The following is a 22,968-nucleotide window of genomic DNA, read 5'->3' as shown; positions in this document are numbered from 1 at the left end:
CTTCGAGCCGAAGGCGATCCGAGGTGGAGAGCGTGAAAGAGATGCCACTGCGCATCCCGCCAGACTCGCAGGATGGGGCGCAAACCGAAACCCCACACGGACTCAACCGTCAGGGCTCAACCACTAGCGAACCCGCGACGCCGCAGTGATCGGCCCGAACTTGGTGCCCAGGAGGGTGACGGCGTACGACACGCGTGCCCCCGCCCCTTGGCCGCCCTGCGCGAACGCGTCGGCGAGCCCGACGACATCCAGCGTCTGGGACAGCTGAGGTGCCACCAGGCCGACGGTCACGACTCTGGCGTCCATCGGAAGTCCTGCCGCCGGATGTGACGCGGCACTTCCCGCGCGGCCTGGCTTCTCAAGTGTATGACCGATTCGCACAATCAATCGCCGCGCGATCCGGAGCCGGACTTGTGCTTCTTCCTCACTACATCGGGGGCAGAGACCCGATGTTGAGAATGACTGAACTCGGACCCGTGCCGCCTGGCAAGGACGTCTTCCTGCTCACCCGTAGCCGCGACAGGAAGGATTTGTCGCTTTGCACCGTCGCTCCTGAGATGGCCATCATGTGTGCGCAGGATCATGCTCTATGTTCAGGCTAATGCTCTATTTCTATGAAGACAAGTTCGCACATCAGCATGTTGTCAGCGACAAATATCCGGATGCCCGCAATGCCAGCCATCTAACCCCGAAAATGCCGCTCCGCTTTCGGCCATTTCCTGCCGCCCACGACAACGGGGGCTTACGTCCGCTTTCCGGCAGCCACGATGTCGTCTCGTACGGATGGGTTGGGCCGCAAGCCGCCGATCACCTTCCTATCGGGTAGGGGGGCGATGCCTAGAGTTTGTCTGCCTCTACTCGGATAGGCTCTCAAAGAACTTGCGATAGGAATCGTCGTGTGCGCGGGTCGACAGCGGACGAGAACAGCGACTCGGGCGGCCCGTGCTCGACGATCACACCGCGATCGGTGAAGTAGACGTGGTCGGCGACCTCGCGGGCGAAGTTCATCTCGTGTGTGACGAGGATGCAAGTCATGCCCTCCTCGGCGAGTTCGCGGATGGTGACCAGCACCTCCTTGACCGTCTCCGGGTCGAGCGCGGCTGTGACCTCGTCGAACAGCATCACGTCAGGCCGCATCGCGAGCGAGCGGGCGATGGCCACCCGCTGCTGCTGCCCTCCCGACATCTCGCCCGGATAGGCCGCTTCCTTGCCGGCGAGCCGGACCTTGGCGAGGAGGGCGTGCGCCCGGACCTCGACCTCGCGCCTGTCCTGGCCGAGCACGTGGATCGGCGCCATCATAACGTTTTCCAGCGCCGTCTTGTGCGGAAACAGGTTGTACTGCTGGAACACCATGCCGACCTTGCGCCGCAGGGCGAGCTTGTCGAGCTTCGGGTCGGCCACCTCGATCCCATCGACCCGGATCATGCCGGAGGTGAGCGGTACGAGAGCGTTGATGCAGCGGATCAGCGTCGACTTGCCCGAACCCGACGGTCCGATAATGCAGACGACCTCACCCCGGCGCACGGCGAAGCTGATGCCCTTGAGGACCTCGGCCTCGCCGAAGGACTTGTGCACGTCGAGCAACTGCACGATCGGCAGATCGGCGGGCGGAACACTCAGCATCGGGGACGCACCATCGAACACGCGAGGCCTCACGCCGTCTCGAAGCGCCGCTCGAGGCGCGCGGTCAGCCGGTCGATCGGGTAGCAGTAGAGGAAGAAGCAGAGCAGGGCGAAGCCGTAGAGGGGCGCGAACAGCTCCGGCCGGCCTCCTTCCGCCGCGTGTACCTGCGCCGTCAGCGTCAGCATCTCGGTGACGCCCACGATCGAGGCCTGGACCGTGGCCATGGCAATCAGGGCGTAGACGTTCATCCAAGGCGGCAGCATCCGCTTCAGGCATTGAGGCAGGATGATGCGGAACAGCGTCTGGCGCCGGGTGAAGGCCAGCGACTCGGCTGCCTCCCACTGGGCGGCCGGCACCGAGCGCACGGCGGCGCGCACGATCTCGGCGACGTTGGCCATCACCGGAAGCGCGAACCCCACGGTCGCCTTGATCCAGTCGGGCAGCGGCACCCGCACGCCGAGCACCGTGACCTGGAACGGCACAAGGAACATGACGAAGAACAGCAGCACCAGCCAGGGCACGTTGCGGAAGAACTGCGTCAGGGCCCAGGCGATGCGGCGCAGGATCGGGCCCTCGCTCAAGAGGCCGAGCCCCAGCCCGACGCCCGCGGCCGTGCCGAGAAGCATCGCGATGAGCGAGATCGCGACGTTTAAGGCAAAGCCCGTCAGCAGCAGCGGCGCCCAGCGCAGGACGACCTGGAACGGCGACAGCACCGCGTCCGGCCCCTGCGCGAAGGCCGGCGCCACGAGGACGAGCCCGGCGAGCCCGGCCCCGAGGAGCCCGGCCCGGACCGGCCCTACGGCGAACCGAGCCCGCGTGCGCGAGACCCGGAACGGCAGCAGCACCGGCAGGTCGCTCGCGGTCTGCGGCGGCCTCACCGGCTGTAGCCCGGGATTCGCAGAGCCCGCTCCCAGCGATGCATGATCCAGACGAGGACGCCGACGAGGACCGCGTAGGTCGCCAGCAGCACCATCATCATCTCCAGCACGTTCTGCGACTCCGACCAGATCTGCTTCACCGCGTAGAGTGTCTCGGGTACGGCGATGGCGTAGGCCAGGGTTGTGGTCTTCAGGAGGTTGATCAGGTTGTTGTTCAGGGCCGGCAGGCAGACCCGGAGGGCGAGCGGCAGCACGACGTAGAGGTAGGCCTTGCGTCGGGTGTAGCCGAGGGACTCGGCCGCCTCGACGGTGGTGCGCGGCACCGCCTCGATGCCCGAGCGGAAGATCTCGACGTTGAAGGCCCCGGCGAACAGGGCCAGCGAGACGATGGCCCATTGCACGTTGTCGAGGAGGGGTACGCGCAAACCGTCGGCGGTTCGGGCCGCCGGCAGCAGGGTGCCGAGCCCAAAATAGAAGAAAAAGATCTGCACCAGCGGCGGCGTGTTGCGGAACACGACGACGAAGCCGTTCACGACGCTGCGCAGGAAGCGGGACGGGCCACCCTGGATGAATGCCCCCACGGCGCCGATGACGAGGCTCACCAGGATCGTCGTCACCGTGAGCAGCAGGGTGATCTTCAGACCGTTGACGTAGCGATGCCAGTCGTAGGGGTCGTAGAAGACCGTGAAGTTGAAGCCCGTGGTCTCGTAGAGGGACCGGAACCAGTTCGGAACGGCGTCCATCGTGTTCCTCAAGACGGCCCGTCGAACGGCCAAGCGCGGCTCAGTTGGTCGCGTTCTTGTACTTCTCGTGCATCGCCTTCGAGTATTCCGTCGGCTCGATCCCCCACTTTTTCTCCTCCTCGACGACGAAGCCGGACTTCATCCAGTCCTTGGTCGTCGTCTCCAAAAGGGCCTGCAGCGAGCTGTTGCCGAGCGCCACGGCCATCATCCAGGGGGCGTCGAGGATGCCCTTCAGCGGCAGGGCGTAGTCAGCCTTCCAATCTGCGTCGAGAAGCTTACCCTGCAGCATGCTCTGGTCGTAGACGTAGCCGACGCAATTGCCCTGCTTGAGCGCGAAAAGCGGCTTCTCGGAACCGTCGAAGGCGACGATCTCGGCGCCGTAGGAGCGGGCCACGTCCTTGTTGTACCAGGCTCCAGAGGTGGCGCAGAGAGGCTTTCCCTTGAGCTGCGCCCAGTCGGTGATGCCGGCCTTCTTCGGCAGCATCACGTTGACGAAGTCAGAATAGTATTGCGGGTCGATCGCCTGCACTACGCGGCGTCGCTCCGGTTTGTCCGAGAGCGTGGCGATGAGGAGATCGACCTTGCCCTGCTGCAGGAACTCGATCCGGTTCGAAGAGACCACCGGCACGAGTTCCAGCTTCACACCAAGACGCTTGGCGACGTCGGCGGCGAGGTCCGGTTCCAACCCGATGATCGCCCCGCTCGGATCGCGGAAGCCGAAGGGGCGGTAATCCGCCTTCACACCGACGACGAGCGTCCCACGTTGCTTGATCGCCTCGATCCCGTCCGCCGCGATCGCCGAGGAGGCGGAAAGCAAGGCGGCGGCCGCGAGCAGGCGAGAGCCGAGGAACGCCGAAGTCCGCTTGCGCACGGAACGATACCTTGTGCTTGGTGAATCCGGGTCACCGGAGAGGAGACCAGGGCTCGACGAGCGCTTTTCGGGGAGACTGCCGTTTCCGGTTAAACCGGGTCAAGCAATCCATAGGCCATCGCTCCGGGGATCAGCCGAACCGCGCGAGCGAGTACGGCGCGAGATCGATGCGGCCGTCGGCCCGAACCATCTCGTTCGCCACGGCCTCGCCGATCCCCGCCGAGTGCTTGAAACCGTGCCCAGAGCAGGCCGAGACAACGAGGACCCGGTCCATCCGCGGGTGGCGGTCGATGATGAAGCCGCGGTCGGGCGTCACGGTGTAGAGGCAAGCGGCGGCCTGGGTCACCCGCGCCGTCGCACCAGCGAGCCGGCCCGCCACGTGATGCTGGTACATGGCGGCGGATTCGTCAGAACTTACGGTGCGATCGAGGGCTTCGGCCGGCGTGGCAATCTCGTACTGCTCGGTGGCAACCTTGACCTGGGCCTCGCCCGGCAGGGGCGGGAAGCCGTAGAGGTAGTCCGTGTCGCCGGCGCCGTGCATCCAGATGAAGACCGGCGCGCCGGGGCCGTAGGCCGAGGCGTCGTCGAGGGCGTACCAGTGCAGGAGTTGCCGGTTAACCGTAAGCAGGTCCGTGAAAGGTGCGCCGAGAAGAGGCGCGGTCCAGGCCCCGGCCGCAACCACCACCTGATCAGCCAGGACGACGCCGTGGTCGGTCTCGATGCGGACCCCGCCCGGTTCCTGGAGAATCGAACGCACCGTCGTCCCGGTTCGGATTGCTGCGCCGAGTTCGCCGGCTCGGCGCAGTTGCGCGGCGATGCAGCGTTCGGGGCGCACGTAGCCGCCGCCCGGCTCGTGATAGGCCTTCTCGTCGCCGGTGAGATTCCGGAATTGCGGGAAGCGGCGCGCGACCTCGTGCCCGTCGAGGACCTCGTGGGGAATCGCAAAGGCTTGCGCGGCGTCGATCGAGCGTCCGACGAAATCCGGCTTGCCGTGATGGGAGGAGATTCCGCTGCCCGGCCCCATCACCAGGGCGCCGCAGGCGGTCAGCAGCGTCTCGCCGGTCTCCGCTTCCAGGGCCCGCCAGATCCGGTGCGAGGCCAGGACGAAGGGGACGTAGTCGCGGCCCTCGCCGACGGCCTGACGGGTGATGCGGCTCTCGCCGTGGCTCGATCCCAGAGTGTGCGGCGGGGCGAAGCGATCGATCCCGACCGCCTTCGCCCCGCGCAGCCTCAACTGATAGAGGGCTGCGCTACCCATGGCCCCGAGGCCCACGACGGCAATGTCAAAACGGTCTTCCATCGTTGAAGGCGCTCCGTCCGCACTCGAGCCGCTCTGTGCTTCGCTTGAGGGCAAATCCATTGCGAGGCAATGCGTCTGGCCGCATGGTACGCCCAACGCGCCGATGGGGCGGCAGCTGCCGGGTCGCTCCACCGCTGAACCGAGCGGGGATCGGTTCATCCACCGTGGAGGCGCTGGCGCCTAGCAGTATCGTCCGGTGCGACATCGGCCTGCCGCACCAACACGCTTTCAGGAAACGGACGGACTGTCGCTCACGCCGGCCGGTTACGCCGAACCTAAACGTCGCATGCGAAAACCCGGGCGTCCGATACCGGCTCGCTACCGAGCGCGGGACGGATCGATCACCAGGATATACTCGCAGGGCTCCTTGCCGAGACTCGTGAAGGCGTGCCCGGCATCGGCTTCGAAGTACAGGCTATCCCCCGTCTCGGCGACGACGGTCCGATCGCCGATCACGGCGCGCAGGCGGCCGCGCAGGATGTAGATGTATTCCGAAACGCCGGGGCGATGGGCGGTAAACTCGCCTGTGCTGCCACCGGGCGGCAGGGTGTTCAGCACCAGATCGATGCCTCGGCCCGGCAGGACCGGGGACAGGCACCGGCGTAGGAAGCCCGACTCGTCATCCCGCAGCACGGGCTGCCGGCGCGCCGGAATCAGCAGCACCTCGCGTTCGGTCGTGGGTGACATCAGGCGCGAGAAGGTCACCCCGAGCGCCTCGGCCAAGCGCGAGAGCACGACAGTCGACGGGACCGCCTCGGCTCTCTCGATCTTCGAAATCATCGAGCGGCTCACGCCGGACCGCGTCGCCAGCGCCTCCAGAGACAGGTGAAGCTCCCTGCGGCGGCGACGGATCTCCTCGGACACGTAAATCTGAGAACTCGTCTCCGTCCCGCTCTGCCCCGGGGCGACCATCTCCCTCACCGACATGCCGTCATCCACTCCCATCCTTCCGGTACCCCGGCAGCATGGCCGTGCGGGTCAGCTTTGCCCCTGAATAGTTGATCAGCGGGACGTTTGCACGAGCCCCGCGCCCCGGTGTTCCGACCCTCGCAGCCCCCCGGGCATCGTCGCCCGAGATGTCGCGCTCCTGCGCCACCGTCCTGCCGCGTCCTCGCCGAAAGATCCACACTCAGCTGGCATGCCGATTGCCTCCACGTGAGTGGAAATTTCTCCAAGTCGGTGGAGGGCTGAACATCATGGCCAGTGCGGCGATCGCGATGGAGGCTGAATCCGGTCTCGACCAGAATGAGAGCTCGCGCGCGGACCAACGACAGATCGTCTGGTCGAGCGTGATCGGCACGACCGTCGAATGGTACGACTTCCTGATCTACGGCACGGCCAGTGCCTTGGTGTTCAACAAGCTCTTCTTCCCGAGCATTGATCCCGTCGTCGGGACCATCGCGGCTTTCGGCTCCTATGCGGTCGGTTTCCTTGCTCGCCCCTTGGGCGGCGCCGTCTTCGGCCATTTCGGCGACAGGATCGGCCGCAAGGCCATGCTGTCCCTGACGATGATGATCATGGGCCTCGGCACCTTCCTGATCGGCTGCCTTCCGACCTATGCGCAGATCGGCGTCTGGGCGCCGATCCTCCTCGTCGCCCTTCGGCTGGTTCAGGGTATCGGGATCGGCGGGGAATGGGGCGGTGCGGTCCTGATGGTGGTCGAGAGCGTACCGGCGCATCGGCGTGGCTTCTTCGGGAGCATCGTTCAACTCGGCTATCCCCTGGGCGTGATCCTCTCCATCGGAGCCTTCGCCTTGGCCGGGCTCATGCCCGAGGCCGAGTTCCTTGGCTGGGGCTGGCGCCTGCCGTTCCTGGCCAGCGCCTTCCTCGTCGCTGTCGGGCTCTTCATCCGGCTTCGTCTGCATGAGACACCTTCCTTCCAGCGCGTGAAGCAGCGTGCCGCCGTCGCGAAGATCCCGGTGGTCGAAATCCTCACCGAGCATCCCCGCACCTTCCTGAAGGCTGTCGGCCTGAAGGTGTCGGAGATCGCCTATGTCAGCATCGTCACGGTGTTCTCGATTTCCTACGTGACGGGGCAACTCGGCCTGCCGCGTAGCGTCATTCTGAACGGCATCCTCGTCGCGGCCATCGTCGAGCTCTTCACGATCCCGGTCTTCGGATGGCTTTCGGACCGCTTCGGCCGGCGCGCCCTGTTCGTGGTCGCGTGCCTGTTCTCGATCGTCTTCGCCTTCCCACTGTTTCAGCTTCTCGACACCCGAAACCCGACCATCATCACACTGACTGTCGCGGTAGCCCTGAGCTTCGGCCAGGGCATCATGTTCGGTACGGGGGCAGCCTGGATGTCGGAACTGTTCGACGCACGCCTGCGCTACAGCGGTGCCTCGCTCGGCTTTCAGGTCGGGGCTGCCCTCAGCGGTGGCTTCACGCCACTCATCGCCGCCGCCCTACTGACCTGGAGCAGCGGTGCGACCTGGCCGATCTCGATCTACCTGATCGTGCTGGCCTGCGTGACCCTGACTGCCGCGTTCCTTTCGCCAGAGACCGCGCGGCGTCAGATCGATTGAGCGGCCGGACCCGGGTGGTTTTTGACACGGCGGGAAACCGCCACCTACAACTCCTTCACAGTGGATAATTTTCTAGTATCGTAGATGAATTCTGGAGCCTGTCGGCTCCGAGGAGGATGAATGAATAGGACGATCATCAAGACGGACAACGCTGCTCCGGCGGCCGGTCCCTACGCCCAGGCGACCCGTGTCGGCGATCTGGTCTTCGCTTCCGGGCAGCTCCCGATCGACCCGGAAACGGGTGGATTTCCCGACGGCATCGCGGCGCAGACGCGCGCCTCGCTGGCCAATCTCGCAGCGGTTCTAGAGGCGGGTGGCGCGAGTCTGGCGAGCGTGGCCAAGACCACCGTGTTTCTGAAGGACATGAACGACTTCAGCGCCATGAATGCCGTCTATGCGGAGCACTTCCCTGGCGATGCCCCGGCGCGCTCGACGATCGAAGTCGCACGGCTGCCCCGCGACGCCATGGTCGAGATCGAAGCCATCGCCCTCGCGACCCGGCCGGAGACCACCCGATGACGGACGCATCGGCTCCCCGCATGGTTGAGGCGTTCTCGCACCCGGCCGGCGCGATCGCAGTCGGCGTCCCCGGCGGAGCCGTGGGATGGCAGGGCGTCCTGCTCAACATCCATACGGCTTCAGCAGCGAGCTACGAGATGGAGGAGCATACCGAGGCCCGGTGCGTGGCCGGACGCGGCATCGAGGGCGACCGCTACTATCTCGGTTCCGGCACCTATTCGCCCAAGCCGGATACCCGCGAGGTGACCCTGATCGAGCAGGAGGCGCTGGATGCGATCAACCGAAACGACCCGCCCCTGCAGAGTGGCCCCATACACATCGCGCCCATTGATCACCGCCGCAACCTTACCGTCCGCGGCGTTCCCCTGAACCACCTCGTGGGACGACGCTTTCGCGTCGGTGAGGTGATCTTGCGCGGCGGACGGCTGAATTTCCCCTGCAGGTACCTTGAGGAACTCCTCGGCCAGCCTGTCTATCTGCCGCTGTACAACCGCTCGGGCCTGAATTGCGGGATCGAGCGAGGCGGCATCATTCGCGTCGGCGATACGATCGAGATGGTAGACTAGCTCGTGAGCGCGCGCCTGATCATGAAGTTGCAGGTTGCGGCGGCCGTCGCGACGACGTCCGACGTCCTGCATCTCACCCTGGTTCATCCGCGTCGGCCGGAACTCCCATCCTGGACAGCGGGTGCCCATATCGATCTGCGGCTCCTCGACGGCCGCGTGCGCCAGTACTCGCTGTGCGGCGATCCTGCCGAGCGCGGCCGATACGAGATCGCGGTCAAGCGCGAGGATGCGGGTCGCGGAGGTTCGACCTGGGTGCACGGCAACCTCACCGCGGGTTCGGTTGCTGACGTTTCCGCGCCTCGCAATAACTTTCCACTCGCCCCCGCTGCACGCCGCCACATCCTCGTTGCAGGTGGGATCGGCGTAACGCCGCTCCTCGCCATGGCGCGGACACTTGCCGACGAGGAGGCTGACTTCGATCTGCATTTCTGCGCACGCTCCGCGGCCGACGCGCCCCTTCTCGCACCTGTCCGCGCAGTCTGCGGTGATCGCCTTCAGCACTGGTTCTCCGATCAAGGACAGCGCTTCGATCCAACACGGCTGGGTGGCTCTGCTGCGGACACCCACGTCTACGCTTGTGGCACGCGGCGCCTCACCGAGGCCGTCCAGGCTGTTCTTGGCGAGAACGGCTGGCCGCCGGAGCAGGTCCATGTCGAGCATTTCGCCGCCCTCTCGGACGGGACCTTCAAGCCCGAGCCGTTCGAGGCGCACATCGCATCGACAGGCGCACTGCTTCACGTGCCAGCGGATCGTTCCCTCCTCGACGTCCTGCGGGAGCACGGCATCTCTCAGCCCGCCTCGTGCGAACTCGGGGTCTGTGGCGCCTGCGAGTGCGGCTATCGCGACGGTACGGTGATCCATCGCGATGTCGTTCTCTCGGTCGGGAAACGCCGGGATCGAATGACGCCATGCGTCTCGCGTGCTCGGGGCGGCGTGACCCTCGATCTCTGAGAGAGGGTGGGGCAGTGACCATCGAACGCGATTATTCGCATGGATCGGGCATGACCGAGATCGATACCGAAACGTTTCTGGCCGACCTGTACGAATTGCGCAAGATCGGCCGGTTCCGCACCGGCGTCCACCGGCCGACCTTCTCGCTTGAGGATATGCAGGCGCGCCGCTGGCTGATGACCCGGCTCGAAGAATGCGGTCTCGAGGCGTCGATCGACGGCATCGGCAACGTGCTCGGTCGTCATCGCGGCCCGGGACCCCACCTCTTGGTCGGCAGCCACATCGAGACCCAGAACGAGGCCGGCTGGCTCGACGGGGCGCTCGGCGTCGTCGCCGGGCTGGCGCTGGCGAGGGCCGGGCTGCCCGTCGACGTCGTCGCCTTCGCCGACGAGGAGGGGCACTTTTCTGGCGGCTTCCTGGGAAGCCGCTCGGCGATCGGTGATCTGACGGAGGGTGAGATCGACGCCGCTCGCAACCGCACAGACGGCACGCCCCTGCGGATGGCCCTCGAATCCGCAGGGCTCGCGGGCCTTTCCCGGATGCAGCTGGATCCCGCCCGCTACCGTGGCTTCCTGGAACTGCATATCGAGCAGGGCACGCAGCTCGAAGCCGCCGGCCAGCATCTCGGCGTGGTCAGCGGCATCGTGGCGATCTGGCAGTTTCAGATCCTATTCGAAGGCAACCAGGACCATGCCGGCGGCACCACAATGATCGAGCGCAGGGATGCCGGGCTCTCGGCGGTACGCCTCCTTGCGGCGGCCGACTGGGAATTTCCGAAGGTCTGCGGCCCGCGCAGCACCTGGACGACAGGACGGATCACCCTGGATCCCGGCGGCTACAGCATCATCCCGGGCCGGGCCGAGGTGGCCTTCCAGTTCCGAGACGTGTCGATTCCAGTGCTGGAGCGGATGGAGGCTTGCCTCGAAGCGCTGGTGCGCGAGTCGAACCGGCGGGAGCGTTGCACCGCCACGCTCACGGCCCTCTCGAAGGCGATCCCCGCCCCGTGCGACCCGAACCTGATGCGTGCCCTCTCGGAAGCGGCCGAACAGGTCTGCCCCGGCCGCTGGCAGGTGATGCCCTCGGGGGCCGGGCACGACGCACAGAACGTGGCCCGCATCCTGCCGGCCGCCATGCTGTTCGTCCCATCGATCGGCGGTATCAGCCATCACTGGGCAGAGGATACCTGCGACGCAGACCTAGTTTCCGGCGTGCGCGCCCTTGGAGCGGCGGCGAAGCAGGTCCTCGCCAAGTGATTTTGCCCAGCGTTTCTGGAAGCCCCCGTCAAGAATCCAGCCGCTGACCCGTCCTGATGTTTAGGCAATGACGTCGATGATCGGCGATAGAACCAGCTCGGACTGACCGACGCGGTGCCGTGCGAGCGCCTGCGACGCGCGGTTATGGCCGAATTCATGCAGGATCGCGTCGACCTGATCCCCGTCGGGCTGAAGATGGTGGCGTGGCGGCTACCTCAGGCTGGACGATGTGCGTGCGGCGCTCGTGATCCATGACGAGGTTCAGGAAGGCGTTTTCGCAGAAGCCTTCGCCGATGGCCGCTGGTCAGCGCGTACCGTTGCCGTGCCCCAGGCCGGGGGAGACCGATGGCGGAACGTCAGGCCGGGCCAAGCCCCTGTTGACGCGAGCGCTGCCGGGTTGGAAGCGATCGGCTGCTGGACCATCCGGATCCGGCAGCCGGGACGGGGGGCAACGCCAGGAGGATGGCCTGGTTTTGGACATCACAGGGTGGGATGTCGGGCGACAATCCGGGCCGGCTGCCGGTTGGGCAGCAACTCCGATGGCGAAAATGGCGTTCACCGTCCGAAAACCGTGGTGCGGTCTCATCGACCGATAAACGTCTGCGCGGTCTCGCTCCAGACGGCGGCGTCTACCGCATCGAACGATGAGCCGCCGGTCCGGCACCCGTGTCGTCCGAGATCCGCTGTGAATTCAAGGCGGGTGTGGGTCAGTCCCACCGCGCCCTCATCCAAGAGAAAGCTCAGGTTGCCGCAGCGGCAGCTTAAATCGTCAGGTCGCAGTCATCGCTCGGCGTGCCATAAAAGTACGCTACGAATCGTATTCAGTGCCGTCAACGACAGCAGAGTTGACTGCACTGACCATCGATAGAGGATTGTATCTCCTTGTTTCTGGTGGCCTCGCGCGCGTGACGTCATCAAATTGCCGCACTGGCCCGATGAATGCATGATGCGATATGCTTCTGTACGCGGCCGTCGAGCCCCGCCCAACGGATTGATCGAGGCGAATTCAAGGTATGGCGGCGATCGTCCGACTGGCCCTGCTACGGCCCTACACCTTCGTCGTGATGTCGATCCTGATCCTGATCTTCGGGGTCATGGCGATCGTGCGCACCCCGACCGACATCTTCCCCCGGATCGGCATCCCGGTGATCAGCGTCGTCTGGCAGTACACCGGGTTGCAGCCCGACGACATGGCGGGACGCATCGTATCGGTGTTCGAGCGCTCGCTGACCACCACGGTCAACGACATCGAGCACATCGAGTCGCAATCGGTCCCGGGCTACGGGATCGTGAAGATCTACTTCCAGCCCGGCGTCGACATCACCGCAGCCCAGGCGCAGGTCACCTCCATCTCGCAGACGCAGCTCAAGCAGCTGCCGCCGGGCGTCACGCCGCCCCTGATGCTCGCCTACAACGCGTCGAGCGTGCCGATCATCCAGCTCGCCCTGTCCAGCGACAGCCTCTCGCAGACGGCGCTCAACGACCTCGCGCAGAACTTCATCCGGCCTCAGCTCACCACGATCCCCGGGGCGCAGCTGCCCTACGCCTACGGCGGCGCCGCGCGCCAGGTGCAGATCGATCTCGACCAGTCGGCGCTGCACGCCCACGGCCTGTCGGCGGCCGACGTCGGCGCGGCCTTGGCCCGGCAGAACCTGATCAATCCGGTGGGCACCCAGAAGATCGGGAGCTTCGAGTGGATCGTCGACCTCAACGATTCACCCAAGAGCATCGAGGCGTTCAACGACCTGCCGGTCAAGGTCGTGGACGGCGCCGTGGTCTTCATGCGCGACGTCGCCCACGTGCGCAACGGCTCGCCGCCCCAGACCAACGTCGTCCAGCTCGACGGCAAGAAGGGCGTGCTGATGTCGATCCTCAAGATCGGCAACGCCTCGACCTTGGACATCATCGCCGACGTCAAGGCACGCCTGCCCGCCATCCAGGCGGGCCTGCCGACGGGCGTCGACCTCAAGTACGTGGCCGACCAGTCGGGCTTCGTGCGCGAGTCCGTGGTGGCGGTGGTGCGCGAGGGGGTCATCGCCGCCGCGCTGACCGGCCTGATGATCCTGGTCTTCCTGGGCAGCTGGCGCTCGACGCTGATCATCACCGTGTCGATCCCGCTCGCCGTGCTGTGCTCGCTGATCGCGCTCTCGGCGCTTGGGCAGACCATCAACGTGATGACGCTCGGCGGGCTCGCGCTGGCCGTCGGCATCCTCGTCGACGATGCGACCGTGACCATCGAGAACATCAACCGGCACATGGAAGAGTTCGGCGAGGACATCGTCACCGCGATCACCCGCGGGGCGCAGGAGATCATGCCGCCGGCCACCGTCGCCCTGTTCTGCATCTGCATCGCCTTCGTGCCGCTCCTGGCGCTGGGCGGCGTGGCGGGCTTCCTGTTCCGGCCGCTGGCGATGGCGGTGGTGTTCGCGATGATCGCGTCCTACGCGCTCACCTATACCCTGGTGCCGACGCTGGCGCGCTACCTGCTGACCGAGCACGCCCACGAGCAGGATCCGGCGAACAAGCCCGGCCCCTTCGCCCGGTTTCAGCGAGGCTTCGAGCACCGCTTCGAGGCCCTGCGGCAGGCCTATCTGGGGCTGCTCGGCTTGGCGCTGTCGCGCCGGAAGTCGTTCGCCGTCGGCTTCCTCGCGGTGGTCGGCCTGTCGTTCGGCCTCGTCCCCTATCTCGGGCGGGACTTCTTCCCGGACGTGGATGCAGGGGCGCTCCGCATTCACCTGCGGGCCCCGACGGGCACGCGCATCGAGGAGATGACGGCCCTGACCGGGCGGGTCGAGGGACGGCTGCGCGCGCTGATTCCGCCGGGACGGGTGGCCAGCGTCGTCAACAACATCGGCCTTCCGATCAGCGGCATCAACATTTCCTATGGCAACAGCGGCACCATCGGCACCTTCGACGCCGACATGCTGGTGACCCTCGACGAGACCAGTGGCGGCAGCGAGGGCGGCCCATCGACCGCGGCGCTGACCCGGCAGCTGCGCGAGCGCCTGCCGCAGGATTTTCCCGGCGTGACCTTCGCCTTCCTGCCCGCCGACATCGTCAGCCAGATCCTGAACTTCGGCTCCCCCGCCGCGCTGGATGTCCAGGTGGCCAGCCGCGACATCGCGGGGGGCCGCGCCTACGCCAACATGCTCCTGGCCCGGGTCCGCCGCGTAGCCGGGGTCGCGGACGCCCGCATCCAGGAGCAGGCGCGCAACCCGGCGCTGCGGGTCGATTTCGATCGCGCGCTCGCCGGGGTCGTCGGCCTGACCGAGGGCGACGCGGCCGCGAGCCTCCAGGCGACGCTGTCGGGCAGCACGCAGACCGCTCCGACCTACTGGCTCGACCCGCGCAACGGCGTGTCCTACCCGGTCTCCGTCCAGACGCCGCAGTATTCGATCGACACGCTGGGCGCGCTCAACAACCTGCCGATCACCGCCGCCCGCTCGGAGCAGCTCCTGGGGGGCTTGGCGACGATCCGCCCCGAGCCGCTCAGCGCGGTGGCGACCAACTACAACATCGCCCCCACCGTCAACATCCTGGCCACGACGCAGGACCGCGATCTCGGCGGCGTCACCGCGGACATCCAGGGGGCGATCGACGCGACGCGGGCCGACCTGCCGAAGGGGGCGACCGTCACGGTGCGCGGGCAGGCGGTGACCATGGCGCAGGCCTACCAGCAGCTGCTCGTGGGCCTCGCCTTCGCGATCATGCTCATCTACCTGCTCATCGTCGTCAACTTCCAGTCCTGGGTCGACCCGTTCGTCATCGTGACGGCGCTGCCGGCGGCGCTCGCCGGCATCGTGTGGATGCTGTTCGCCACGCACACCCACGTTTCGGTGCCGGCGCTGACGGGGGCGATCATGTGCATGGGCGTGGCGACCGCCAACTCGATCCTGGTCATCAGCTTCGCCCGCGAGCAGTTCGACGCGGGACGCACGGCGATGGAGGCCGCGCTGGCGGCCGGGGCGACGCGGCTGCGGCCTGTGATGATGACCGCGCTGGCGATGATGATCGGCATGGCGCCGATGGCGATCGAGCCGGGCCAGAACGCCCCGCTCGGCCGCGCCGTGATCGGCGGATTGCTGTTCGCCACGCTCGCGACCCTGTTCTTCGTGCCGGTGGTCTTCGGCATCGTGCATGGGCGGCCGCGCCGCGCCGCGGCCCGGCGCGAAGACGCTTCCCCCCAGCCCCTCTCGTCCCCATCGGCCTGAGCGCAGATCCCGCATGCACCCGACCCAACACGCCAAATCCGACGACGCCGCGCACGCGAGCGCCGAGCCCGCAGTCGCGTCGCCCCGCACGCCGTCGGGGCGCCGGGTCGGCGCGCTGCTGGCGGGCGTGGCCATCGGCGCCGCGGCGCTGGCCTGGGTCGGCATCAACGACCGTGCGAAGGGGATGCAAGAGGTCGAGAGCTGGACCGAACGGCAGGCCGTGCCCACCGTTCGGGTGGTGCACGCCCGGCGCGGGCCCACGGACGAGGACCTGACCTTGCCCGGGTCGCTGAGCGCCTTCTACACCGGGACGCTGTATGCCCGCGCCAGCGGCTACGTCACGGCCTGGCATCGGGATATCGGCGCCCGCGTGCGCAAGGACGAGGTCCTGGCCGAGATCTCGGCGCCCGACCTCGACCAGCAACTCGCCGAGGCGCGCGCCACCCTTGTTCAGCTTCAGGCGGCGGTCGACCAGGCTCAGGCGAACGCCGATCTCAGCGCGGCCACCAACAAGCGCACCGCCCGCCTGGTCACGCAGGGCTGGTCGAGCGAGGAGCGCGGCGACACCGACCGCTTCACCGCGGCCTCGCGCACGGCGGCCCTGTCGGTGGCCAAGGCGAACATCGTCGCCCAGCAGGCCAATGTCGGGCGCCTGGAGGAACTGACGCGGTTCAAGGAGGTCCGGGCACCCTTCGACGGGGTCGTGACCGCGCGCAACGTCGACATCGGCGACCTGCTCACGGCGGGGGGAACCTCGGGACGGCCGCTCTACCGGGTCTCGGATCTCCACCGGGTGCGCGCCTACGTGAACGTGCCGCAGGCCTTCCTCGCCGTGATGAAGCCGGGGTTGAAGGCCTCCCTGCGCGTGCCGGGGCAGGAGGCGGCGTTCGACGCGGAGGTGACCTCGACCGCGAACGCCATCGCGGAGGATTCCCGAAAGGGTCTCGTGGAGCTCCAGGCCGACAACCCGGAAGGCAAGCTCTGGCCGGGGGCGTTCGTGGAGGTGCGATTCCACGTGCCCTCGGACCCGGGGACGTTGCGCGTGCCCGCCACCGCGCTGGTGTTCGACCGCAACGGCACGCAGGTGGCGCAGGTGGGCGACGACCACCGGATCGCGCTGAAGCCCGTGACGCTCGGGCGGAACCTCGGCAACGAGGTCGAGGTGCGCGCGGGCGTGACCACCGCCGAACGGCTGATCGACAATCCTCAGGAGTTCCTGGCGAGCGGGGACGTCGTCCGCGTCGCCGGAGAGGAGGCCGCTCCGCGGACCGCCTCGGCGAACTGACGATCGCCCCCGCGGCGGACGTTTCCCGGCCCCCGCGTGGTGCACCGCGACCCGCCATCGCGAATGGGTCAGGCCGCCGTGCAGCCTGACCGCACGGCGATTTCGCCGGTCGCCGGCGGGCACGTCATGGCAACTGCACGCACCTAGAGCGGCGCCGTTCGTCTATCGGATACGCCCTATCGCCCGCCCTGCCGTCAGTCCGTCGGATTGTCGAACACTCCGGCCCACAAGCCGGCACGACGCCCCCAGGCCCGGTCGCTCGCCCGCCTGTAGGATGCCGGCGCGTCGCGGGCGGGCATCGCGTAACCGTTGGCGATCATCCAATCGCCGAGGTCCTCGTCACCGATTCGGCACGTCGCCTCGGCGGAACCGCTGTCTGGGCGATCGTGCCGCTCGCAAATCGGCTCCGCCGTCCCGATGCGTGCGATCATCTTCTCGCGGACTTGACGGCCGCACGCGTAGGGAACCTCGTGGGCGTCCCAACACGTCGCATCCGGTGCGGGCATCACGATGCCGAACAGCGTGACGGATCCGCCGTCGATCGTGAGGGTGGTCCCGTTGATCAGCGAGGCATGCCCCGTCGCCGGCTCCCCAGCCAACGCCGGTTTCCCCGCGATGGCGAGACAAGTGGCCAGGGCCAGCGTCAAGACGCGGTTGTCCGGGACCCGGGCCGGGGGTTGATGTCTTGTGGCCGGCGGCGGGCACAGGATCGTGCCGGCAATCGCCGCCACGACGGTCAGAAGGATGCCGATGATGATGGACATGGCCGTGCGGCTCCGCGAACGAGGGATCTGCGGAGCGTTCTGGCGGATCCTGAACCCACCGGCCTGACGGAGCCCGTCAGCCTCCCGTCAGGTTGACCCACCCATGGTGCCAGTGTCCATGCCGATCCTCCGCATCCTTCTCGTCGCCGCCCTTTGCTCAGGTCTCGTCCGGATGGTCCCTGCGCGCGCGGACGACGACGCCGACCGGGCCCGTCGCGCCCTCGAACGCGGCGAGATCCGTCCGCTCGACGAGGTCCTGCGCGCCGCCCGTGCTGCCGTGCCCGGCGACGTCGTGGCCCTCGACCTGAAGCACCACGACGGGCACTGGTTGTACAAGCTGCGTATCCTCGGCGCGGACAGCAAACGACGCGACGTGAAGGTCGATGCGCAGTCGCTGCAGATCATCGACAGGGACGACGATGACTGACCTGACATGGAAATGCGTCCGATGCGGGTGCTAGTCGTCGAGGACGAGCCCCGCATCGCCGCGGACGTGAGCGCTGGCCTGGAGCGTGCCGGCTACGTTGTGGACGTCGTCGCGGATGGCGAGGCCGCGTGGTTCCGCGCCGAGACCGAGACCTACGATGCGATGGTGCTGGACTTGGGCCTGCCGCGCCTCGATGGCCTCGGCGTGCTCCGCCGTCTGCGCGCGGCCGGCACGATGGTCCCCGTGCTGATCCTCACCGCGCGCGATGGATGGCGGGAGCGCGTGGAGGGCATCGACGCCGGCGCCGACGACTACCTCGCCAAGCCATTTCGAATGGAAGAGCTCGCAGCGCGGCTGCGCGCAATCCTGCGGCGCACCGCCGGCCACGCCTCGCCGGTGCTGCGCGCCGGCGCCGTTGAGCTCGATACGCGCACCCGGGCCGTCAGCGTCGCCGGTCGCGAGATCGACCTGACCGCGTTGGAGTACCGCCTGCTCGCTTTCCTTATGCACCAGCATGGACAGGTGGTTTCGGCCGGCGAACTTCTCGACCACCTCCACGGCGTCGGAAGCGACCGCGAGGCCAACGCACTCGAGGCGCTGTTGACGCGGTTGCGACGCAAGCTCGGGCCGGGAATGATCGAGACCCGGCGCGGCCAGGGGTACCTCGTCCCCGCCGACCAACCGAAAGCGCCTGGCCGTTGAGGGCGGACTCCCTGCGCCTGCGCCTCGGGATCACCGGCGCCGCCTTGATCGGCCTCGCTCTGCTGCTGGCCGGCTTCGGCCTGACGATCATCTTCGACCGCGTGCTGGACGCCCGAACGGCCGACGAGCTCGACCGCTCGGCCAAGCTCATCGCCGGGCGCGTCGGACTGGGTTCGGACGGTGCCCCGACCCTGTCGCGCGAGCCGCCGGATCCGCGGTTCGCCACACCCTATGGCGGCCTGTACTGGCAGGTCGAGACGCCGGACCGGCGGTCCCTGCGGTCGCGCTCGCTTTGGGACAAGAGACTCGAATCGTCGGGCCTGGACACGGGTGATGCGCCGATGGTCATCGATGCGACGGGACCGGATGGGGGGCGGCTCCTGTCCCTATCGCGACCGGTCGAGATCGATGGGGCCGGCGGAACGGCGACACGGTTGCGGGTCACCGTCGCCGAGGATCGGCGTGGACTGGCCGCGAGCCGGTCGACGTTCCTGCGCCTTCTTATGCCGTCGCTCGCCGCGCTGTTCGTGGTGCTGACCCTGGCGATGGCGGTCTTCGTCCATCGCGCGCTGACGCCATTTCGAACGTTGCGCGCGAGCCTTGCCGCGGTGCATGCCGGAACGCGCGAACGCCTCCCGGACGTCTTCCCGGACGAGGTTCGTCCGCTCGTGGCCGACCTCAACTCGTTGCTCGACGCACAGGAACGGGCGCTCAAGCGAGCGGAGGCCGGCGCGGCGGACATGGCACACGGACTGAAGACGCCGTTGGCCGTCATCGACGCCCTGATGCGCAGGCTCTCCGCAACGGAACCGCTTGTGGCGCAGCAGATCGCGGAACAGACACAGGCGATGGGCGGTCAGGTCGATCGCACGCTGGCTCGAGCGCGCCTCGCGGGTGCTCGGGACCTGCGTCGCAGATCCTGTGGCGTGGCGGCGGTCATGGACAGGCTCGTCGCCACGATGCGGCGGCTTCCCGAGGGCGACTCACTGGTCTGGGACGTATCTGTCCCTGCCGATCTGTCTTACCCGGGCGACGAGGGCGAGCTGATGGAGGTTCTGGGCAACCTGCTCGACAACGCGCGCAAGTGGGCACACCGGCGTGTGCGCGTCACCGGGACGCCGGACGGGGCGGGAGGCCGCTTGTCGGTCAGCGACGATGGGCCGGGGATGGACCCTCCGGCCCTGGCCGGGCTGGGCCGTGGGGTGCGCTGGGACGAAAGCCGACCGGGCACCGGTTTCGGGTTGGCGATCGCCCGCGACGTAGCCGAGGCAGCCGGTGCCCGGATGGCATTCGGCGAGGCCGCCGAGGGGGGACTGATGGTCGAGATGGTTTGGTCCTCCGGCTGACGTCTTCGGCAGTCTTCCGCCGGCAGGGGACAGTCGAGACCGCCAGGATGGATATCCAGGCGGCTCAGCGAGCCACCTGGCCCGAGACGGCCCTTGCCGGCGCTGCCGGGACGCAGAGGCGGCCGCTGACGCTTCGAGCTCGAATCGAACGTCTGGTTCAAGGCCAAACGTCGGACGGGATCGACGCTTTACCCCCGAAGCAGACATCCGTTTTCTGCCGTTCCGGCAGCGGTCCGTTCCCCCGTCACCGCGGTGGATCGCGCAGAATTTGCGAGTTTGGCAGCTACGGATGCCGGCGTGCGACCACCTTGCACGCCGCCGGGAACATCATGCCCGTGCGTGTCGACCCCGGTATCCGGCGTCGCCTTAGGTGCCGGATGCCTGCGTTCGACAGTTGATCCAAGTTCGACCTACCGGCTCCCACTGAACCGCTGCCGGAGGGCGTCGGCTTTGCCGCCAGTCCGTTGCGGCCGATACCATGGCAGCCAAGGCCGTCGACCTGCGCGGTGGCGACAGGTTCGAATGGCGGCTGATTGCAACTTGAGAGCGCGAATTCAACGCCCAGTGTAGCCTCTAATTAAGAATTCTACCTCTATAAATAAGTGCTTCCATTCGGCACGCTCGCTGGGCGGCCTGAGATCGGGTCCGATGTGCCATGAGCGCTGAACGGCACTACCTTGGCGCTGCCCGGCGCGAGACGCCGCGGAGCCTGCGGCCGAACGCGGGCACCCCCTCCCACGCCTGGGCGCGCTATCTCGACGTGATCCGGCACGGGCTGCTGATGATCGACGATGCGGGGCGCGTGATCGTCTCGAATGCGCCGGCCGAGCGCCTGCTGACCAACTTCCTGCCGCCTTCGCGCAAACTGGGTGCCAGGCCGTTGCTTCGCGCCCTGTGCGCCGGGACTGGGAAACCGAGGCGCGAGGTCTTCCGATCCTTGCGCCAGGGACGCGATCGTCGCACGGCCGTTTCGTTCGAGGTCAGGGATCAGGGGCTCACGCTGCAGGTCGAGCTGAATCCTGCAGAGGAACAGGGTTGGATCGCGACGATCGAGGACGTCAGCGCGCGCAAGGCCAGCGAGGCGCGCGCCGACGAGGCGGCACGCCAGGATCCGCTCACCGGCTTGCCGAACCGGCTGCTCCTGCAGGAACGACTCTCCGAGGCCCTCGTGCGCCTCCATCGCAACGGCGAGAAGTGCGCGCTTCTCCTCGTCGACCTCGATCGCTTCAAGCCCGTCAACGACACGCTCGGCCACCCGATCGGCGACGCGCTCCTGAAGAAGGTCGCCGATCGACTGCGCTCGGCCGTGCGGCCCACCGACACCGTCGCCCGGATCGGCGGCGACGAGTTCATCATCGTGCAGGCCGGCATCCGCGAGGCCAGCGACACGCAGGCCCTGGCTCGGCGTCTCGTCGACCTGATCGGCCGAACCTACATGATCGACGGGCACCTCCTGACGATCGGGGCCAGCGTCGGCGTCGCGTTGGCGCCCAACGACGGGGACGCCTCCGAGACGCTCCTGAAGAACGCCGACCTGGCCCTCTACCGGGCCAAGGTCGACGGACGCGGCACGTACCGCTTCTTCGAGCCCGAGATGGACGCGCGCATGCAGGCGCGCCGCCGGCTGGAGCTCGACATGCGTCAGGCGCTCGCCCGCCGCGAGTTCCAGCTGCACTACCAGCCGCAGATGCAGCTCGACGGCGATCGGCTGATCGGCTGCGAGGCCCTGATCCGCTGGAAGCATCCCGAGCGCGGGGCGGTCTCACCACTGGACTTCATCCCGCTGGCCGAGGAGATCGGCCTGATCGTGCCGATCGGCGACTGGGTCATCCGGCAGGCCTGCCGCGACGCGATGCACTGGCCGGCGCACATGGCGGTGGCCGTGAACGTGTCCCCGGCCCAGTTCAAGAGCGACCGCCTGGTCGAGACGATCATGTCGGCGCTTGCCGGCTCGGGCTTGCCCGCCCGGCGCCTGGAGGTCGAGATCACCGAGGGCGTGCTGCTTCAGGAGAACGAGAAGACGCTGCGGACGCTGCATCGGCTGCGCGAGCTCGGCGTCCGCGTGTCGATGGACGATTTCGGCACGGGCTACTCCTCCTTGAGCTACCTGCGCTCGTTCCCCTTCGACAAGATCAAGATCGACCGCTCCTTCGTGAAGGACCTGTCGAGCAAGCCGGACGGCGACGCGATCATCAGGGCCATCGCGGGCCTCGGCAAGAGCCTGGGCATGACGACGGTCGCCGAAGGCGTCGAGACGCCGGAGCAGATGCAGCGCATCCGCGAAGAGGGCTGCACCGACGTGCAGGGCTATCTCATCAGCAGGCCGATACCGGCCGACGACCTCATGACCTTCCTCGCGAGCTACCCGCCGCACGCGTGATCCACCCCAGTCCCGGATAGTCTCTGATGAGCGAACTCTATCGCCTGGTCTACGCGAGCAAGAACCTGCTGAAGGGATCGGAGGCCGAGATGACGGCATCGATCACGCAGATCCTCGCGGCGTCGCAACGGAACAACGCCGAGTCGGACGTGACCGGCGCGCTGATGTTCAATGCGGGGGCGTTCGCCCAGGTTCTGGAGGGACCGCGCCGCGAGGTCGAGGAGACGTTCGAGCGGATCCAGTGCGACGATCGGCACGGCGACGTGACGGTCCTTCAATGCGGGCCGACCGAGAAGCGCGGCTTCGCGAACTGGTCGATGGCCTTCGTCGGCCAGTCCGCCGGGGGACAGGCGCAATTCAGCCAGCTGGCTGCCGAGAGCGGCTTCGACCTCTCGCGCCTGGACGGCGACGCCGTGTTCGCGATGCTGCACGGGCTCGTGCTGGAGGAGGAGCGGGTGCCGGCCCCCGCGCCGATCGCTTCGCCGTCCGAGGATCTGCCCGCAACGGGCCTCGATGTCGAGCAGCTGCGAACGGAGATCGCGCAGCTTCGGCGAGCGGATGCGGCCCCCCGGATCCCGCCGGCGCCCGACGCGGTCCTGGCCGGCCCGATCGCGGTCGTCGGCC

At 67.5% G+C, this 22,968-nt stretch carries 20 protein-coding genes; 12 read left to right on the top strand and 8 right to left on the bottom strand.

From position 1 onward, the window contains the following. Nucleotides 1–123 precede the first annotated feature (123 nt). The 7 genes from FV223_RS04420 to FV223_RS31520 form a co-directional block, all read right to left on the bottom strand. A complete protein-coding gene (locus FV223_RS04420; protein ID WP_147725660.1) occupies nucleotides 124–306 on the bottom strand; it encodes a hypothetical protein in 183 nt (60 codons plus the stop codon). A 564-nt stretch (nucleotides 307–870) separates the two neighbouring features. Beyond that, complete coding sequence (locus tag FV223_RS04415) at nucleotides 871–1,623, bottom strand: amino acid ABC transporter ATP-binding protein (protein ID WP_147725659.1); 753 nt, start codon at nucleotides 1,621–1,623, stop codon at nucleotides 871–873. A gap of 29 nt (nucleotides 1,624–1,652) precedes the next feature. Further along, complete coding sequence (locus tag FV223_RS04410) at nucleotides 1,653–2,501, bottom strand: amino acid ABC transporter permease (RefSeq protein WP_147725658.1); 849 nt, start codon at nucleotides 2,499–2,501, stop codon at nucleotides 1,653–1,655. Beyond that, nucleotides 2,498–3,244 carry an amino acid ABC transporter permease gene (locus FV223_RS04405; RefSeq protein ID WP_147725657.1) on the bottom strand — a complete coding sequence of 249 codons (747 nt, stop codon included), beginning with the start codon at nucleotides 3,242–3,244 and terminating at the stop codon, nucleotides 2,498–2,500. Before FV223_RS04405 ends, FV223_RS04410 begins: the two co-directional genes overlap by 4 nt. A gap of 40 nt (nucleotides 3,245–3,284) precedes the next feature. After that, nucleotides 3,285–4,079 carry a transporter substrate-binding domain-containing protein gene (locus FV223_RS04400; RefSeq protein ID WP_147725664.1) on the bottom strand — a complete coding sequence of 265 codons (795 nt, stop codon included), beginning with the start codon at nucleotides 4,077–4,079 and terminating at the stop codon, nucleotides 3,285–3,287. A 166-nt stretch (nucleotides 4,080–4,245) separates the two neighbouring features. Next, nucleotides 4,246–5,415, bottom strand: a complete 1,170-nt coding sequence (gene solA, locus FV223_RS04395; protein ID WP_147725663.1) for an N-methyl-L-tryptophan oxidase — start codon at nucleotides 5,413–5,415, stop codon at nucleotides 4,246–4,248. Nucleotides 5,416–5,733: 318 nt separating this feature from the next. Beyond that, a complete protein-coding gene (locus FV223_RS31520; protein WP_281407436.1) occupies nucleotides 5,734–6,327 on the bottom strand; it encodes an XRE family transcriptional regulator in 594 nt (197 codons plus the stop codon). A gap of 305 nt (nucleotides 6,328–6,632) precedes the next feature. Here FV223_RS31520 and FV223_RS04385 point away from each other — a divergent pair, with 305 nt between their 5' ends. The 7 genes from FV223_RS04385 (at nucleotide 6,633) to FV223_RS04355 (ending at nucleotide 16,725) form a co-directional block, all read left to right on the top strand. Further along, a complete protein-coding gene (locus tag FV223_RS04385; RefSeq protein ID WP_246686459.1) occupies nucleotides 6,633–7,940 on the top strand; it encodes an MFS transporter in 1,308 nt (435 codons plus the stop codon). Nucleotides 7,941–8,060: 120 nt separating this feature from the next. Beyond that, complete coding sequence (locus FV223_RS04380) at nucleotides 8,061–8,459, top strand: Rid family detoxifying hydrolase (RefSeq protein ID WP_147725654.1); 399 nt, start codon at nucleotides 8,061–8,063, stop codon at nucleotides 8,457–8,459. Continuing rightward, nucleotides 8,456–9,025, top strand: coding sequence for an MOSC domain-containing protein (locus FV223_RS04375; RefSeq protein WP_147725653.1), 570 nt, complete (start codon nucleotides 8,456–8,458; stop codon nucleotides 9,023–9,025). Before FV223_RS04380 ends, FV223_RS04375 begins: the two co-directional genes overlap by 4 nt. A gap of 3 nt (nucleotides 9,026–9,028) precedes the next feature. Then, the gene (locus tag FV223_RS04370) at nucleotides 9,029–9,976 is read left to right on the top strand and encodes a PDR/VanB family oxidoreductase (protein WP_147725652.1); all 948 of its coding nucleotides are present in this window, start codon (nucleotides 9,029–9,031) and stop codon (nucleotides 9,974–9,976) included. Between the two features lie 50 nt (nucleotides 9,977–10,026). Beyond that, a complete protein-coding gene (locus FV223_RS04365) occupies nucleotides 10,027–11,229 on the top strand; it encodes a Zn-dependent hydrolase (protein WP_147725662.1) in 1,203 nt (400 codons plus the stop codon). 1,013 nt (nucleotides 11,230–12,242) lie between these two features. Continuing rightward, nucleotides 12,243–15,440: an efflux RND transporter permease subunit gene (locus tag FV223_RS04360; RefSeq protein ID WP_147725651.1), complete on the top strand. Its 3,198-nt coding sequence runs from the start codon at nucleotides 12,243–12,245 to the stop codon at nucleotides 15,438–15,440. A gap of 13 nt (nucleotides 15,441–15,453) precedes the next feature. After that, nucleotides 15,454–16,725, top strand: coding sequence for an efflux RND transporter periplasmic adaptor subunit (locus FV223_RS04355; protein ID WP_147725650.1), 1,272 nt, complete (start codon nucleotides 15,454–15,456; stop codon nucleotides 16,723–16,725). Between the two features lie 194 nt (nucleotides 16,726–16,919). On the opposite strand, the gene FV223_RS04350 is transcribed toward FV223_RS04355, so the two are convergent. Then, nucleotides 16,920–17,489, bottom strand: coding sequence for a thermonuclease family protein (locus FV223_RS04350; RefSeq protein ID WP_147725649.1), 570 nt, complete (start codon nucleotides 17,487–17,489; stop codon nucleotides 16,920–16,922). Between the two features lie 118 nt (nucleotides 17,490–17,607). On the opposite strand from FV223_RS04350, the gene FV223_RS04345 reads away from it, so the two are divergent. The 5 genes from FV223_RS04345 to FV223_RS04325 all read left to right on the top strand — a co-directional run. After that, complete coding sequence (locus tag FV223_RS04345) at nucleotides 17,608–17,916, top strand: PepSY domain-containing protein (protein WP_187274690.1); 309 nt, start codon at nucleotides 17,608–17,610, stop codon at nucleotides 17,914–17,916. 21 nt (nucleotides 17,917–17,937) lie between these two features. Then, nucleotides 17,938–18,618 (top strand): response regulator transcription factor, encoded by a 681-nt coding sequence (locus tag FV223_RS04340; RefSeq protein ID WP_147725661.1) that lies wholly within the window; start codon nucleotides 17,938–17,940, stop codon nucleotides 18,616–18,618. Then, on the top strand, nucleotides 18,615–19,964 hold the full coding sequence (locus tag FV223_RS04335; RefSeq protein WP_147725647.1) for a HAMP domain-containing sensor histidine kinase: 1,350 nt from the start codon (nucleotides 18,615–18,617) through the stop codon (nucleotides 19,962–19,964). The genes FV223_RS04340 and FV223_RS04335 overlap by 4 nt, the downstream gene beginning before the upstream one ends. A gap of 655 nt (nucleotides 19,965–20,619) precedes the next feature. Continuing rightward, nucleotides 20,620–22,344 carry an EAL domain-containing protein gene (locus FV223_RS04330; RefSeq protein WP_147725646.1) on the top strand — a complete coding sequence of 575 codons (1,725 nt, stop codon included), beginning with the start codon at nucleotides 20,620–20,622 and terminating at the stop codon, nucleotides 22,342–22,344. Nucleotides 22,345–22,370: 26 nt separating this feature from the next. Next, nucleotides 22,371–22,968: BLUF domain-containing protein (locus tag FV223_RS04325; RefSeq protein ID WP_147725645.1), on the top strand; the 598-nt coding region annotated here is incomplete at its 3' end.

Origin of the sequence: Methylobacterium sp. WL116 (assembly GCF_008039455.1) — a bacterium.
Classification (GTDB): Bacteria; Pseudomonadota; Alphaproteobacteria; order Rhizobiales; family Beijerinckiaceae; genus Methylobacterium.
This window is presented reverse-complemented; position numbering and strand designations above follow the sequence as displayed.

Excerpts from the sequence above, each read along its gene's own strand:
- FV223_RS04345 (WP_187274690.1), top strand. The coding sequence starts at position 17,608 with ATGCCGATCCTCCGCATCCTTCTCGTCGCCGCCCTTTGCTCAGGTCTC.
- FV223_RS04385 (WP_246686459.1), top strand. The coding sequence starts at position 6,633 with ATGGAGGCTGAATCCGGTCTCGACCAGAATGAGAGCTCGCGCGCGGAC.
- FV223_RS04420 (WP_147725660.1), bottom strand. The coding sequence starts at position 306 with ATGGACGCCAGAGTCGTGACCGTCGGCCTGGTGGCACCTCAGCTGTCC.
- FV223_RS04415 (WP_147725659.1), bottom strand. The coding sequence starts at position 1,623 with ATGCTGAGTGTTCCGCCCGCCGATCTGCCGATCGTGCAGTTGCTCGAC.
- FV223_RS04405 (WP_147725657.1), bottom strand. The coding sequence starts at position 3,244 with ATGGACGCCGTTCCGAACTGGTTCCGGTCCCTCTACGAGACCACGGGC.
- FV223_RS04340 (WP_147725661.1), top strand. The coding sequence starts at position 17,938 with ATGCGGGTGCTAGTCGTCGAGGACGAGCCCCGCATCGCCGCGGACGTG.
- FV223_RS04380 (WP_147725654.1), top strand. The coding sequence starts at position 8,061 with ATGAATAGGACGATCATCAAGACGGACAACGCTGCTCCGGCGGCCGGT.
- solA (WP_147725663.1), bottom strand. The coding sequence starts at position 5,415 with ATGGAAGACCGTTTTGACATTGCCGTCGTGGGCCTCGGGGCCATGGGT.
- FV223_RS04355 (WP_147725650.1), top strand. The coding sequence starts at position 15,454 with ATGCACCCGACCCAACACGCCAAATCCGACGACGCCGCGCACGCGAGC.
- FV223_RS04350 (WP_147725649.1), bottom strand. The coding sequence starts at position 17,489 with ATGTCCATCATCATCGGCATCCTTCTGACCGTCGTGGCGGCGATTGCC.
- FV223_RS04365 (WP_147725662.1), top strand. The coding sequence starts at position 10,027 with ATGACCGAGATCGATACCGAAACGTTTCTGGCCGACCTGTACGAATTG.
- FV223_RS31520 (WP_281407436.1), bottom strand. The coding sequence starts at position 6,327 with ATGGTCGCCCCGGGGCAGAGCGGGACGGAGACGAGTTCTCAGATTTAC.
- FV223_RS04375 (WP_147725653.1), top strand. The coding sequence starts at position 8,456 with ATGACGGACGCATCGGCTCCCCGCATGGTTGAGGCGTTCTCGCACCCG.
- FV223_RS04360 (WP_147725651.1), top strand. The coding sequence starts at position 12,243 with ATGGCGGCGATCGTCCGACTGGCCCTGCTACGGCCCTACACCTTCGTC.
- FV223_RS04330 (WP_147725646.1), top strand. The coding sequence starts at position 20,620 with ATGAGCGCTGAACGGCACTACCTTGGCGCTGCCCGGCGCGAGACGCCG.